The 14,799-nt window shown below is 37.0% G+C and carries 13 protein-coding genes; 6 read left to right on the top strand and 7 right to left on the bottom strand.

Annotated features, from left to right (window positions below; translation table 11 throughout):
• Positions 1-16: 16 nt before the first annotated feature.
• The 3 genes from pnuC to ACKU4N_RS16795 all read left to right on the top strand — a co-directional run bounded on the left by pnuC (position 17) and on the right by ACKU4N_RS16795 (position 2,681).
• A complete protein-coding gene (pnuC, locus tag ACKU4N_RS16805) occupies positions 17-607 on the top strand; it encodes a nicotinamide riboside transporter PnuC (RefSeq protein ID WP_321318332.1) in 591 nt (196 codons plus the stop codon).
• A gap of 52 nt (positions 608-659) precedes the next feature.
• On the top strand, positions 660-1,277 hold the full coding sequence (locus ACKU4N_RS16800) for a thiamine diphosphokinase (protein WP_321318331.1): 618 nt from the start codon (positions 660-662) through the stop codon (positions 1,275-1,277).
• 144 nt (positions 1,278-1,421) lie between these two features.
• Entirely contained in the window at positions 1,422-2,681 is a 1,260-nt protein-coding gene (locus ACKU4N_RS16795) for a DcaP family trimeric outer membrane transporter (RefSeq protein ID WP_321318330.1), read from the top strand.
• A gap of 52 nt (positions 2,682-2,733) precedes the next feature.
• Here ACKU4N_RS16795 and ACKU4N_RS16790 read toward each other — a convergent pair whose 3' ends face one another.
• From ACKU4N_RS16790 to ACKU4N_RS16770, 5 genes are read right to left on the bottom strand one after another with little or no spacing between them, the layout of a single operon-like run.
• On the bottom strand, positions 2,734-4,599 hold the full coding sequence (locus ACKU4N_RS16790; RefSeq protein WP_321318329.1) for a sensor histidine kinase: 1,866 nt from the start codon (positions 4,597-4,599) through the stop codon (positions 2,734-2,736).
• Between the two features lie 39 nt (positions 4,600-4,638).
• Positions 4,639-6,063 carry a D-alanyl-D-alanine carboxypeptidase/D-alanyl-D-alanine endopeptidase gene (gene dacB / locus ACKU4N_RS16785; protein WP_321318328.1) on the bottom strand — a complete coding sequence of 475 codons (1,425 nt, stop codon included), beginning with the start codon at positions 6,061-6,063 and terminating at the stop codon, positions 4,639-4,641.
• A complete protein-coding gene (gene xseB, locus ACKU4N_RS16780; RefSeq protein WP_101259469.1) occupies positions 6,056-6,256 on the bottom strand; it encodes an exodeoxyribonuclease VII small subunit in 201 nt (66 codons plus the stop codon). The genes dacB and xseB overlap by 8 nt, the downstream gene beginning before the upstream one ends.
• A gap of 13 nt (positions 6,257-6,269) precedes the next feature.
• The gene (gene xseA, locus ACKU4N_RS16775; protein WP_321318325.1) at positions 6,270-7,664 is read right to left on the bottom strand and encodes an exodeoxyribonuclease VII large subunit; all 1,395 of its coding nucleotides are present in this window, start codon (positions 7,662-7,664) and stop codon (positions 6,270-6,272) included.
• Between the two features lie 52 nt (positions 7,665-7,716).
• A complete protein-coding gene (locus tag ACKU4N_RS16770) occupies positions 7,717-8,517 on the bottom strand; it encodes a toxin-antitoxin system YwqK family antitoxin (protein WP_321318323.1) in 801 nt (266 codons plus the stop codon).
• A gap of 332 nt (positions 8,518-8,849) precedes the next feature.
• Here ACKU4N_RS16770 and ACKU4N_RS16765 point away from each other — a divergent pair, with 332 nt between their 5' ends.
• Together ACKU4N_RS16765 and ACKU4N_RS16760 are read left to right on the top strand one after the other, a co-directional pair.
• Positions 8,850-9,536 carry a hypothetical protein gene (locus ACKU4N_RS16765; RefSeq protein ID WP_321318321.1) on the top strand — a complete coding sequence of 229 codons (687 nt, stop codon included), beginning with the start codon at positions 8,850-8,852 and terminating at the stop codon, positions 9,534-9,536.
• A 168-nt stretch (positions 9,537-9,704) separates the two neighbouring features.
• On the top strand, positions 9,705-10,460 hold the full coding sequence (locus ACKU4N_RS16760) for a hypothetical protein (RefSeq protein ID WP_321318319.1): 756 nt from the start codon (positions 9,705-9,707) through the stop codon (positions 10,458-10,460).
• On the opposite strand, the gene dcm is transcribed toward ACKU4N_RS16760, so the two are convergent.
• Both dcm and dnaK read right to left on the bottom strand, forming a co-directional pair.
• Positions 10,457-11,437: a DNA (cytosine-5-)-methyltransferase gene (gene dcm / locus ACKU4N_RS16755; RefSeq protein ID WP_321318317.1), complete on the bottom strand. Its 981-nt coding sequence runs from the start codon at positions 11,435-11,437 to the stop codon at positions 10,457-10,459. The genes ACKU4N_RS16760 and dcm overlap by 4 nt on opposite strands.
• Positions 11,438-11,628: 191 nt before the next feature.
• On the bottom strand, positions 11,629-13,521 hold the full coding sequence (dnaK, locus tag ACKU4N_RS16750; RefSeq protein ID WP_321318315.1) for a molecular chaperone DnaK: 1,893 nt from the start codon (positions 13,519-13,521) through the stop codon (positions 11,629-11,631).
• A gap of 358 nt (positions 13,522-13,879) precedes the next feature.
• On the opposite strand from dnaK, the gene panB reads away from it, so the two are divergent.
• Complete coding sequence (panB, locus tag ACKU4N_RS16745) at positions 13,880-14,698, top strand: 3-methyl-2-oxobutanoate hydroxymethyltransferase (RefSeq protein ID WP_321318313.1); 819 nt, start codon at positions 13,880-13,882, stop codon at positions 14,696-14,698.
• The last annotated feature ends 101 nt before the right edge of the window (positions 14,699-14,799 follow it).

Genomic DNA, 14,799 nt, shown 5'->3' with positions numbered 1-14,799 from the left:
AATATATTCTAACAGCATGAATTGGATTGTTGATAATGTCATTGAAATAATTGGAACCGTTGCCGGTTTAATCTTTCTTTTTTTAGAAATCAAACAGAATAATTGGTTGTGGCCGGTTGGGCTTTTAACCTCGGTGATGTACATTTATGTGTTTTTTATTGCCAAGTTGTATGCCGACATGTCTCTTCAATTCTACTATGTTTTTATTAGTATTTACGGTTGGATTGTTTGGTCGAAAAGAACTAGTCAGAAAGAACTTCCAGTAAGCAAATTATCGAAGGAATTGTTTTTAATTCTTTTCGGAGCTAGTATGTTAATTTATGCGGTAATCTCATATATATTGGTAACTTTTACCGATGGTTCGATTCCATATTGGGATGCTTTCACAACAGCCTTGAGTATTGTTGCTACCTGGATGTTGGCGCGGAAAATTTTAGAGCAATGGCTGGTTTGGGTAATTGTAAATGCGGTTTCTTTGGGGTTGTATATCTATAAAGGATTGTATCCAACCTCTGTTCTTTTCTTTTTTTATACTGTTTTGGCAGTGGTAGGATATATTCAATGGAAAAAAGATATGCTTTATACTGAAGCAATTTCCCATGAATAATTACTTTTGTATTTGGTAAAATTCAAATTCTGAAAGATTTAGATTAATAAGCATGCAAAAGAAAGCGGTAATTCTGGCTAATGGCTCATTTCCTACACACAAAATTCCTTTAAATGAATTAAAATCCTCAAAATATATTGTTTGCTGCGATGGTGCAATCAATAAATTGGATGAAGCGGGAGTTGAGCCTTTTGCAATTGTAGGTGATCTGGATTCTTTAAATCCGGAAATGAAATGGAAATACCGCGATATCATTCACCATTTTGCCAATCAGGACAGTAATGATTTAACCAAAGCCATTAATTGGTGTCTGGAAAATAAATTTTCTCAGGTTACTATTGTTGGAGCAACCGGACAGCGTGACGATCATATGATTGGAAATGTGTTTCTACTGCCACAATATGCAAAAAAAATCCGTGTAAAAATGCTTACCGATTATGGTTGTTTTACACCTATTCTCCGCTCAAAAAACTTCGACAGTTACACCCGTCAGCAAGTTTCAATATTTTCTCCAAACACGGAGACTCTAATTTCTACAGCCAACTTACGATATGCATTAACAGAGCAAAAACTGGAACTGATGAATCAGGGAACCCTAAATGAATCGATGGGGGACAGTTTCCGAATTGAATTTGAAGGCGGTCCGTTAATAGTTTATCAGGAATATTAATATATCTGACTGATTGGCAGTTGTTTTTGTGATTTTATTTTGAAGTCCTTTTGTTCTGGATACAGGAATGAAAAGCTGTTTTATAATATTCTTATAAACTAATATTCCTGTATATCTTTGTGGCGCAAAAAACTAATAAGATCTATGAAAAAAATTAACTACCTACTACTTTTAATGCTTTTCTTTGTTGGCATTCCTACCGGTAAAGCACAAGAGAAAAAACAAGACATTTCAGTTAAATTTGGAGGCTATGTGCACTCTTTATTTACCTACGATACCCGTCAGACGGTTAGTGCCCGTGAGGGATTTATCTTGCTATATCCAAAAGATGAACTTTTAGATGGAAGCGGAAAAGACATGAACAAAGGCGGCGTTTATAATATGGCTGTTATTCAGTCGCGTGTAAATGCGAAAATTGCAGGTCCTGAAATTTTAGGAGCGAAGACCAATGGTTTATTGGAAGCAGAGTTTATCGGCAATGCAGAATCGGATGTGAACGGGATGCGTTTGCGTCACGCTTTTGTAAATTTGGATTGGGGAAAGACTTCTTTGTTAATAGGACAAACATGGTCACCATTATTTGATGCTGAAATCTTTCCAACTACAGTTGGTGCCAATGCCGGATTGCCATTCAAAGCTTTTGCACGTAATCCTCAGTTGCGTTTCACTTACAAAACGGAGCATTGGAAATTACTGGCAGCTATTGCATCGGAGCGTGATTATACAAGTACCGGACCCGATGGAGCGAGTAACAAATATTTAAGAAATTCAGGATTGCCTATTCTTCAGGGACTGGTTCATTACTATGCAGGAAAGCATGTGTTTGGACTAAGTGGAGAGTTTAAAAACATCAAACCATCTTTAACAAGTACAACCGGATCGTTAGAAGATGGTAATTTAACTAAATGGAAGAATGATGAAACTCTTTCGTCGTGGGCGGTGGTTGCATCTTATAAATTGAATTTAAAACCAATTACTTTTAAGACTCAAGCTACTTATGGAACCAACTTAACTGATGTGTTAATGTTAGGTGGATATGCAGCGAAAAGTTTAAATCCTATGACTAATGAGGCCAGTTATACTGGAATAAAGGTTTTAGGTACATGGACTGATATTTCTTACCTTAAAAATAATTTTGAGTTGGCTTTACATGCCGGTTATTCCAAAAATATGGGTGCCGATGATAAGGTTATTTCAGGTATGATTTATAGCCGGGGAAAAGATATTGGAGAATTGTATCGTATTGCGCCACGGGTTGCGAAACGTTTCGAGAATTTGAAGATGGAATTGGAAGTAGAATATACAGCAGCAGCTTACGGTGACATTACTGATAAAGCAGAAGTTGAGAATACCCATTGGGTAGGAAATACTAGAATTTCGGTAGGCTTGTACTATTTTTTTTAAAAAGGAATTGAAATAAATACAGAAGGCGGACAGAGATGTTCGCCTTTATTTTTTAGTATGGAATGGTAAAGTAGAAAGTAGTTCCCTCATTAAGTTTCGAGTTAAACCAGATTTCGCCTCCCAAGAGTTCAACCAGACTTTTACTAATTGCCAAGCCCAAACCAGTACCTCCATATGTCCTTGTATCTGCATTTAAATCAGCCTGACGGAAACGGTCGAAAATGATTTTTTGTTTGTCGTCAGATATTCCTATTCCTGTATCTTTCACAAAAAAGCGGAGGTAGTCTCCTTTAATATCATATCCAATTTCAATTGTACCTATGTTGGTAAACTTTATTGAATTCTCGATTAAATTGTTGAAAATTTGCAGCAAACGCATCGAGTCTGTGTTGAATTCAGTGATGCTTCTATCATTAGGCAGAGTGGTTATAAAGGAGAGTTTTTTATTGTCGTGCAAGTCCAGTATGGCTTCGTAGATTTCATTCAGATTTACAAATAGATCATCCAGAACACATTTGTTTTTCACAATCTTTAATTGATTGGTCTCAATTTTCGAGATGTCCAATATGTCACTAATTAAGCGAAGCAGGTGTTTTGTGTTTCTTTGAATAATTGAGATAAAACGGGTACGTTTTTCTTTTTCTACATCATCGCCTGATAAAAGATCTGTAAAGCCTAGAATGGCATTCATTGGAGTTCGAATTTCGTGCGACATATTAGCCAAAAATGCCGATTTCAATCTACTTGATTCTTCAGCAGCTTCCTTTGCAATTTTAAGTTCTTCATGATTGGCTTTTATCTCCAGCAAATGAGCTTTTTCTTTTTGAGCACGAACCTTTCGTAAATGCATATTAATTGTCATAACAATGATAATAATTGTAAGGAGAATCAATACTGTTAGGGTTAGAATAACAATTTCTTTATTTTCGCGGACAAAACTATACGGTTCATTTATAATTCGCGAATTTTTTGGGAGTTTCGATCTGTTAATATTGAAATGAGTTAGTTGTTTGTAGTCAAAACAATTCTCGTATTTTGCCTTTTGGGAAGGAATGTCATCAATATTAGTGCCTGAAAGTACTCTTTTAGCCATTTCGGAAATTTGTTTTCCTTGATTTCTACCGGTAATTAATGCACCTCCAACGGCACCGAGATCCATATAAAAATCCCAAACACAGTATATTGGAACCTTGCAGTATGGTTTTACTTCTATAAAACTATTTTCATATGTGTAATAATTTCCTTCAGAATCTCTATTAAAAAGCAAATATAAAACAATCGAATTTTCATCTAGTGAGGAGAGTTCCCTTTGCAGATCCGGGATGTTATCCGGTTGAATGATTCTGTAGTGAATCAATTCTTTCATGTTTTTGATATCATCTTCAACAAATTGTGCCATGGCTTTTCCTGTGGTTGTTTTGTCGCTGACTACAACAAGTTCTGAAAACTTTGGATGGTTTTCCTTGATGAGATGAATGGTAGAACAAAAATTCATATTTTCGAAAACTCCGCTATATCCTTTCGGAACTTCAATAATTGAGTTCAAACCGCAAAACAATACAGGTACAGAGCCAAAAATCTGATCCTTATATTCTAACAGGAAATCGTAAGCGTTGTTGTCTGTTGATATAATTAGGTCGAATTTTTTATTCTTGTATTTTTCCTGATAAAATTTGGCAAGTACATTCAAATAGTTTTGCGGGAAATATCTTTTGGTATCCATATCCTCTATGTAAACAGAATAGGATAATTCAGTTGAAAGCTCTCGTTTGATACTCGATACGATGGAGTCGGTCCAACTTAACCCATTGTGGTAGGAATTTAATACCAGAATATCTTTCTGATTAGAGGAAAATCCTTTAAAGCAGAAAACCAGAATAAGGAATACAATAGATAAGTACTTCTTTAAAATTCTCATAAACATCAAATTAAATCAGTAAACAGATGCAATCTGAAGTTAAGAATTATAAAGTTTATTTAAAAGAGTCAGAAGTTTATTATTTAAGGCGGACGATGAACAGATACAATTATTAATTAAAATGCTTACAGAGTATTCTTTTCCGGTTTTTGTTTTTAAGTAGCCACAATAGGTTCTCACACCAGTCATCGATCCGGTTTTAGCTTTCCAGTTTTCTTGCAGGTCACTATCTGTTCCAAAAGACTTTAATGTCCCGGATATCCCTGCAACAGGCAATGAAGAAATAAATTCATTTGAATGCTTACTATGGTACATCTCTCTTAAAACCTGATCGAAAAAGTTGGCCGAAACAGCGTTGAAATGGGAGAGTCCGCTGCCATCATATAGCGATATATATTTTGTAGGAAGACCTTTTTGGTTCCAGAAATTTTTAACCGCTTCAATTCCATTTTCCCAGCTTGCTTTTCCTGATTCTTTTGCTCCAATTTCGAAAAGCAGATGATCGGCAAACAGGTTGATGCTTTTTTGATTGGTAAGGTTTACAATATCTTTCAGCTCCGGAGAATTAAGACTAAAAAGCAAACTGTTTTTTTCAGCCGGAAAAACCTTGTTTTCGATTGAGATTCCTACTTTAGCAAACGATTTGTTCAGAGATTCGATTAAACAGTTTTTTGGATGCAAAAGGGCTCCTTTTACTTCGAATAGAGCTCTGTTTTGCGGAATACTTCCTTCAATTCGCCTGTTATTACTTGTGTTTCCTCCAAAAATATAGGCTAGGTCCCGATTCACTGCCGAGCTGATTACCTGATTATCGAAAACCATTCCTGTGTTTTGTGGTTCTGTTTTCACCAATTTTGTTGCAGAACCAGCCTTTCCTGATAAAAAGAACAGGCTGTACAGATTGTCATGAAAGCTAATGCCGTTGGGAATTGCACCGTAGTAATTTCCGATATCTTCCCAGATCCATGTTGCTGGTATTTTGGTTTCAATATAAGAGTCGTCAGCCAGTATTTTTCCTTGAATTTTCCGGATGCCAAGAGCCTTTATTTTCTCTGTAATCTGTTGCTCAATTGGTTTTTCGTTCTCAAAATATTTCGATCCCAGTGTTGGATCCCCCAAACCTTTTACGATTATATTTCCAGCAAGATTTCCATTTTTAAGAAGTTCTCCATCGGTTTTAATTTCCGTTTTAAATTGGTAATTGCCTCCTAAAATTTCCAAAGCAGCAGCCGTCGTAATTAATTTTTGTGTTGATGCAGGAGTCAATGCCAAATGAGCTTGATTCGACGCTAAATTTTCACCTGTTTTCACATTCGAGATTACAATTCCAATACCGGCTGAATAAAAACAGCTGTCCGATACGAAATCATTGACGTAAGTCTGCAATTTGTTTGTCTCAGGTTTCTGAGCTTCACAAGAAATTCCCAATAAGGAAACAATGAAAACAAGCAGTAATTTATTCATCCATTTCATTTAAAATTTTCTCAACTTCTTTTTCGGTGTTGTGAAGCTTCTCTTTGCAAATTACAAGAAGTTCCGAAACCCGTTTTACTTTATCAGATAAATCATCCACATCCAGCTCGTCATTTTCGATGGAAGCAATGGTTTCTTCAATTTCGGTAATTGCATCGCGATAGCTTGTCTTTTTTTTTGCCATTTGTATTTATTATTTAGTCGTTGTAGTTTTTTCTGTTGATTTTTTGAACCTGACTTTCAACACTTCCGTTAGCAAACCGGGTTTCAATAATATCTTTGGGCGATAGCTCATCAATATTCTTTATAATTTTTCCTTCTTTCAAACTTAAGGTATATCCTTTTTTCAGAATATGATCAGGATTAAGATATTTTACCGATTGCCCGAATAATGACAGATGGTGCTTCTGCTGCTCAATCTGTCTTTTAATCTTGGTTTTAAGTTTTATCTGCAACTGACTGATAAGCGTTTTTTGATTTTCGATTCTTCGTTCTGTAGAATACTGAAATTGTGAATTCAGTCTTTGCTGATAATGAAATTGATCACCCAGCAAATGAGTACCGGCAGTTTTTAGTCTCTGTTTGGCTGCACTCAGCTGATTCGATTTCCGTTCCAGTATCTGACTCACCATGGGCGAGAATTTGTTGGTTAAGTGCACCAGTTTTTCCGATGAGGATAAAAGAACTTCATTCACCTCTTCTAAAAACTGCTCGCGTAAACCATTCTGATATTCTCTGCATTCGTCGAAACAATCGATTAAGAATTCGGCTGCGGCGGTTGGTGTTTTTACTTTGGTATGAGCCACCAAATCAACAATCGTTTCATCTCTTTCGTGTCCGATACCTGAAATTACCGGCAAGGGAAATTGAGCAATGTTAAAAGCCAGCCAATAGCTGTCAAAACAATTCAAATCTGCCTGCGAGCCGCCACCACGAATAATCACGGCAGTATCAAATACATCTTCGTACTCATTTATTTTATCGAGAGCCGCAATTATCGATTCTTCGGCATTATTTCCCTGCATAACAGCCGGAAACAATTTGTAGTGGAATTTGTAGCCGAATGAGTTGTTGTCAAGCTGATTTGTGAAGTCGTCGTAGCCTGCAGCCGTTGGCGATGAGATGATGGCAATGCATTTTGGAATCTCAGGAAAAACCAGTTCCTTATTCATTTCCAACACACCTTCTTCATCCAGCCGCGCAATAATTTCTTTTCTTCGTCTGGCCATATCACCCAAAGTGTAGGTAGGGTCAATGTCTTTAATATTTAAAGAGAAGCCATAAATTTCCTGAAATTCAACACTTACATTTACCAATACTTTTATTCCTGATGAAAAAGGCTGACCTGTTGTTGTTTCGAAGTAAGGTTTCAGCATTCGAAAGGTGTAGGACCAAATGGTAGCTTTTGCTTTCGCAATAATCTGATCGCTGTTTTCATCTTTTTCAATCAACTCCAGGTAACAATGTCCGTTTTGATTGTATCGCAATTCACTAATTTCAGCCACAATCCAAACACCCGAAGTAAATGTTTCGGAAAGGATATTTTTTATTTGCTGATTCAGTTGAAAAAGACTGATTCCTTTTTGGCTCATCTACTTATAATTAATGAAGTTGTGTTTCGGAGAATGGTAAATGCGCTGGTTTTTATCGCATTTGCGATTGAAGATAAGAATCCGGATCGTCAACAAATTTCTCCGGATCGATTAAATGGTCTTTTTGTTTCTCCATTTCCTCTAATTTTTTCTGTTGAATACTATCCAATTCATCCTGATTGCCGGCAATGCCGTTTTTGTATTTTATATTGAAAAGAAGCTCCCCTTTTTCAGAATAAAAATCCCATTTCCCGTCGCGCTTGTTGCTTTTGTAAGTGCCGCTAAATTCGATCACTCCATTTGAAAAGTACGATTGAGTTATACCGTCTAAATTCCCAGAGATGTAATTTGCCTCCAAATATGTTTTCCCATTTTCAAAAAAACGTTTCCAGATTCCATGTCGTTTGCCATTTTTAAAAGAAAGAGTTTCGGCAGGGTTTCCGTTTTTAAAATAGTAAATACTTTCACCATTTTTAATGCCATGATCGAAAGTTTCACTTGCACGAATATTCGCGTCTTTATCGAAATATACCCAAGCACTATCCTTTTTTGATTGAATGAAATTTCCTTTTGCAATTAATCCTGCAGATTCATTGTAAAGAATGGCTTTCGCTTTTTGTCCTTCATTGGTGAAAAATAATTCAGCTTTTAAATTGCCGTTGTTGTGATAACGTTTCATTTCACCAATCGGGTAATTATCTTTAAATGTTCCGGAATACTTCAGCTTGCCATTGGCGTGCGATTTTTCCCATATACCTTGCTTGTTCCCCAGCTCATCGGTTCTATTAATTTGCTGTGCAAAGTTTAGCAGAGGCAAAAGGATAAAGGCGAGTAATAGTGTTTTTTTTGTCATCTTATTTTTATTGGATCTATACAAAACTACTAAAAGATTGATTGATGCTAAAAAAAACAGATGGCTTTTCCCGTTAAAATCAAGACCTTTTACTGAGCGACTCTAAAAACATGTTGTACATCATTTTTAATATTTTTACGATCGTGCTGATTTTTTGTATTTTATGAGTCGGAAATTATGGGATTTCGCGTAATTATGTAATGAATTGCAGAAAGCTGATTTCTTCGGTTTTCGATGTTGCTTTAATAAAAGATTCTGTAAGTGGTGAGATAGAATAGCAGCAAAGAAAGAGAGAAAGTTAAAATATATGCATAACTAATAAAAATGGTGGTATGGAAACAATAGATTTTCCTTTTAGTTTTGATGAAATGCCGGTGGCGGCAAAATTCTTGTTGGATAGTTTTACCCGGGATATGGCAGATTTTAACAGAATGTATCCGATATTCGATGAGACCTTTAAAGCCCGTGTAAGTGCTCAAATTCAGCGGGCAAAAGAATACGTATGTTGTGGTCCGGAGGGAGCACAAATTCAAAGTTTGCGCTTTGGAATTTATAAACGTATCGAATCTCTGAACAACATGATACTTGAGGTTCAGGATAACTTCCCAATATCCCGAATCAAGGAATTTGATCAAATTGTCGAGATCATTGAAAAGAAGGATTTGAAAGCCATTCTGACTGTGATTCCAAAATTCATAGTGCAATTGGAAGCGAATATTCCACGCGAAAATGCTGAGGTAACCCAAACTATTATTGCGAAAATTTTAACACTTTTTCAGGTACTCAAATTAAATAAAATAGAACTCAATCGTTTGCTTAATTCGAGAGGTCTGCTTAAAGAAGAAGTATTTCGTTGTTTGAATCACTTGTGGGCAACCATGCAGGATATCATGGAAATTGGACAGGATTTGTATAAAAAATCAGATCCAATGAAATGTGTGGAGTACGAATCGAACTATTTAAAAATGAAAGTGAAGAGTTTTTGGGTGCATACCAGTGAAGACCTAGTGGCATCGTAACTAATCACGGTTAATTAAACTCCAAACTAAAATACAAAGCCCGTTTTGATTATTCAAAACGGTTTTTTTGCTTAAATACAAATTTGATTTAGCCTGTTTATTGCGGGTAGTGCATCAGTTCCTTTTACCACTGCGATTACAATTTGTCTTTATCATCAATCTAAAACAATGAAATTAGAGCTTAAGAATTCCCGTGAATATTTTATTACTGCTAAAAGAGAATTTAAAGCAGTTGCAATCGACCGTACTACAATTGTTGCTTGTTTTGATTTTGCATGGCGCATGGTTTTTGGGGAAGGTCATCATCGAAAGCATCGCTCAGGAGGAAAGCAGGAAAGGAATAAGGGCGAATTGTTTGCGAATACTTTTCAGGGTAAAATTGCGGAATTTGTTACCTACAGGGAGCTGTTGAAAAGAGGTTTTACAGGCATTAATAAGCCTGACACCGGTATTTACGGCAAAGGCATTTGGGACGATGCCGATTTGGAATACCGGGGCAAAAGAATCAATATTAAATCGGCGGCTTTTTTTTCCAATTTGTTACTGCTCGAAGCAAAAGACTGGAATAGGAAAGGGGAGTACATTCCTAATTTGGAGAACGGCACCAACCAACGCTACGATTTCTTTTTACTGGTGAGGAGTAAGCCGGATATTAAAAAACTGTTGAAACGTCATCCGTTTTTTTACACGAACGAATTTGATTCTGAGCAGTTGAAAGAGATAATATTGGGTGAGAAATGGACTTTCGATTTTGCGGGTGTTTGCACTCAGGAAACCATCAGGTACATTATTGGTGAAGGTTATTTGTTGCCTCAAAATTCTTTGTTGAACGGCAAAATAAAAATGGATGCAGCCAATTACTACATCCAGTGCGGTGATTTAAAGGAATTCGATTTCCTGTCCGGTGAATTGAAAAAGCTCTAGTTAGGGCTTATTTTGCAGTCTATTCCATTGATTGCTTTCAATATGTTTTCGGCAATTTTCTCGATTACCGGAACGCTCACCGAGTTACCGGCTTGTTTGTAGAGGTGTGAGTTGGCAATTTCGGGCAAAATGTAAGTTTCGGGAAAGCCCTGAAAGCTAAAACACTCTTTGGGCGTTAATTTTCTGATTCCGAACTTTGTTTTTATTAAAGGGACATTGTGTCCGCCAGTGCCCATATTGGCCGTTAAAGTGGGGCAGACATCCGATTTGTTCTCCCTCACATACTGTCTTCGGAACTGATATACGGTATCGTCTCTTGTGATATCGTTTTGCAGCATTTCAAACATGTACTTGTCTTCCCGGTAATAAAATTTCTCATCCACTTTATCTTTCAGGAATACACTTTTTACCTTTCGGGTTAATGTTTCTTTGTCCGGAAAATCAAAATATTTGTAGTTTTCAGGATACACATTTTTATCGAACCCAATGATAAAAATCCGTTCCCTGTTGTGCGGAATATTGCCGTAATCTTTTGTATTTAGAACTTTGGAATGAAAAGAATAGTTTCTCTTTTCGATTTCGTTCTGAATTACTTTAAAAGTATTTCCTTTATCGTGCCCAACCAGATTTTTTACATTTTCGAAGAACAAAACTTTGGGTCTTATTTCGTCCACAAAATCGAGCATTCTAAAAAAGTGATTTCCCCGGTTGTCGTCGAATCCTTTTCGGTATCCAGCCACTGAAAAAGGCTGACAAGGAAAACCACCCGCAAGCACATCTACCTTATTCAAGCTACTAATATCAATTTCCATGATATCGCCTTCAATCAGTTTATGAGTAAAATTTTCGCGATAGGTAACACAGGCATTTTTGTCATATTCGTTGGCCCAGGAAACGGTAAAACCGGAGTTTTTAAATCCCAGACAGATTCCGCCAACCCCTGCATATAAACTCCCAACTGTAAATTTGTTCTTCATAAATCTGATAATTGTAGTTTGCGAAAATAGGGGTTTTTATTGAAAATGAGAACTGAAACAGGATAAAGGAGAGTGGGAAATTAGAATGAGTAACCGGCCTTCAGGTGAAAGTAAGAACCAGTCCCAATTTTAACAAATAAAAAATGGCGGTCAATTAATTTGACCGCCATTTGTTTTTATCTGAAGTTGAATTACTTCACTTCTTCGAAGTCTACATCTGTTACTTCGTCATTTTTGGCTGCACCTTCAGCTTGAGGTTCTGCACCAGCCTGAGCATCTTGTGCCTGAGCGTTGTACATTTCCTGAGAAGCTGCCTGGAAAACAGTATTCAACTCTTCAACAGCAGCATTACATGCATCAACATCCTGAGCTGAGTGAGCAGTTTTCAATTTTGCCAAAGCATCTTCGATAGGTTGCTTTTTGTCAGCAGGAAGTTTATCGCCGATTTCTTTCAATTGCTTTTCAGTCTGGAAAATCATACTGTCAGCTTTGTTCAGAGCATCAACTTTTTCTTTTGCAGCTGTATCAGCAGCTTCGTTTTCTTTAGCTTCCTGTCTCATTCTTTCGATTTCAGCATCAGATAATCCCGATGATGCTTCGATACGAATGCTTTGTTCTTTTCCAGTTCCTTTGTCTTTCGCAGAAACATGAAGAATACCATTTGCGTCAATATCAAAAGTTACTTCGATCTGAGGAATTCCACGAGGTGCCGGTGGAATGCTGTCTAAATGGAAACGGCCAATTGTTTTGTTGCCATGAGCCATCGGACGCTCGCCCTGAAGAATATGAATTTCTACAGAAGGCTGGTTATCAGCAGCAGTTGTAAAAGTTTCAGTTTTCTTGGTTGGAATAGTTGTGTTCGACTCAATTAATCGGGTCATTACACTTCCCATTGTTTCAATACCTAATGAAAGAGGAGTCACATCTAAAAGAAGTACATCTGTTACATCACCGGAAAGAACACCCCCTTGAATTGCTGCACCCACTGCAACAACTTCATCAGGATTAACACCTTTTGAAGGAACTCTTCCAAAGAAATCCTCAACCAGTTTCTGAATAGCAGGGATACGAGTTGATCCACCCACTAAAATTACTTCGTCAATGTCAGATGTTGAAATACCAGCATCTTTAAGAGCCAATTTACATGGAGCAAGAACAGCTTGAATTAATTTGTCGGACAATTGTTCGAATTGTGCACGGGACAATGATTTAACAAGGTGTTTAGGAATACCATCTACCGGCATAATATATGGCAGGTTGATTTCAGTGCTGGTAGAACTTGAAAGTTCAACCTTGGCTTTTTCAGCAGCTTCTTTCAAACGCTGAAGAGCCATTGGATCTTTACGTAAGTCAATTCTTTCATCTGCAAGGAATCCTTCAGCCAACCAGTCAATAATCACCTGATCGAAATCATCACCACCAAGGTGAGTATCACCGTTAGTTGATTTTACTTCGAATACACCGTCACCTAATTCAAGAATAGAAATATCGAAAGTACCACCTCCAAGGTCAAATACAGCGATTTTCATATCCTGAGCTTTTTTATCAAGACCATATGCCAATGCTGCTGCTGTAGGCTCGTTAATAATACGTTTTACTGTAAGACCAGCAATTTCACCAGCTTCTTTAGTAGCCTGACGTTGAGAATCGTTGAAATAAGCAGGAACAGTAATTACTGCCTCAGTTACTTCTTGTCCTAAATAGTCTTCAGCAGTTTTCTTCATTTTTTGAAGAACCATTGCTGAAATTTCCTGTGCAGAATATTTACGATCATCGATAAGAACACGAGGAGTGTTGTTATCACCTTTGATTACATTATATGGAACGCGGCTAATTTCTTTAGTCACTTTATCGAAACCTTCTCCCATGAATCTCTTGATAGAAGAAATTGTTTTTGTTGGATTTGTAATAGCCTGACGTTTTGCAGGATCCCCAACTTTTCTTTCCCCGTTTTCTATAAAAGCAACAATAGATGGTGTTGTTCTTTTACCTTCGCTATTAGGAATAACAACAGGCTCGTTACCCTCCATTACAGAAACACAAGAGTTGGTTGTTCCTAAGTCAATTCCAATTATTTTACCCATTTTTAGTATTTATTTAATGTTTTAATTCTATTAATTTTTTGAGATGTTTGTTTCATCCGATACCAATTTATCAAAGCCTGTGCCATTAGTTATTTTGCCCAAAGAAATGTTATTCTGGCATCGGCAGTCGAAATTTTAGGTATTTGCCTGACATGTTTTCTGCCAAAAAGACAGAACAATCTGATTATGCATTAAGAATTATTAATGACGAATTGAGGGTTGTCCGGAAATCATTTTTAATGCTTTTGCCTTTCTTCTTTTATCTTGTTGCTTTTGCCTTATTTTATAACTTTGCAATTCAATATTCATTATTGTTGGTTAGATTTGATTAACCAAATTAATATCAAAAAAATAAAAAATGTCAATCCATAAAGAATCCGCAAAGAGAGTAACTACGCATGTGCTTTCTGAAATGAAGCTGAAGGGCGAGAAAATTTCTATGCTTACTTCGTATGATTATTCCATGGCACTAATTGTTGACAGAGCAGGAGTAGATGTAATTCTGGTTGGCGATTCGGCTTCAAATGTGATGGCCGGACACGAAACTACTTTGCCAATAACCTTGGATCAGATGATTTATCACGGAGCATCGGTTGTAAGAGCTGTTCAAAGAGCATTGGTGGTGGTTGATCTTCCGTTCGGAACTTATCAGGGAAATTCGAAAGAAGCTTTGAATTCATCCATCCGAATTATGAAAGAGGCCAGTGCTGATGCTGTGAAGCTGGAAGGTGGCCGTGAAGTTCTGGAATCAGTGAATCGGATTCTTTCTGCAGGAATTCCGGTAATGGGGCACTTAGGCTTAACCCCACAGTCCATTCATAAATTTGGAACCTATGCGGTTCGTGCCAAAGAGGAAGAAGAAGCCGAAAAATTAATTGAAGATGCTAAACTGTTGGAGGAAGCAGGTTGTTTTGCACTTGTGTTAGAGAAAATTCCAGCCACCTTAGCCACCAAAGTTGCCGAGAGTGTAACCATTCCGGTGATTGGAATTGGTGCTGGTGGCGGTGTTGACGGTCAGGTTTTGGTATTGCATGACATGTTGGGAATCACTCAGGAATTTTCGCCTCGGTTCTTACGAAGATATCACAACTTATTTGCGGAAATTCAAGGAGCTGTTGAAACTTATATTGGTGATGTAAAATCAAGGGAATTCCCGAATAAAAGAGAGCAGTACTAAAAGCAGGAGGAACGGGAATAAAGTACAAGGGATCAAGTATCCGATCCGATGATAAGTATCAAGTCTTTTTTCTTATCTTTGCGCGCTTTCATTTGAAAATT

The organism is Labilibaculum sp. (assembly GCF_963664555.1).
Classification (GTDB): Bacteria; Bacteroidota; Bacteroidia; order Bacteroidales; family Marinifilaceae; genus Labilibaculum.
This window is presented reverse-complemented; position numbering and strand designations above follow the sequence as displayed.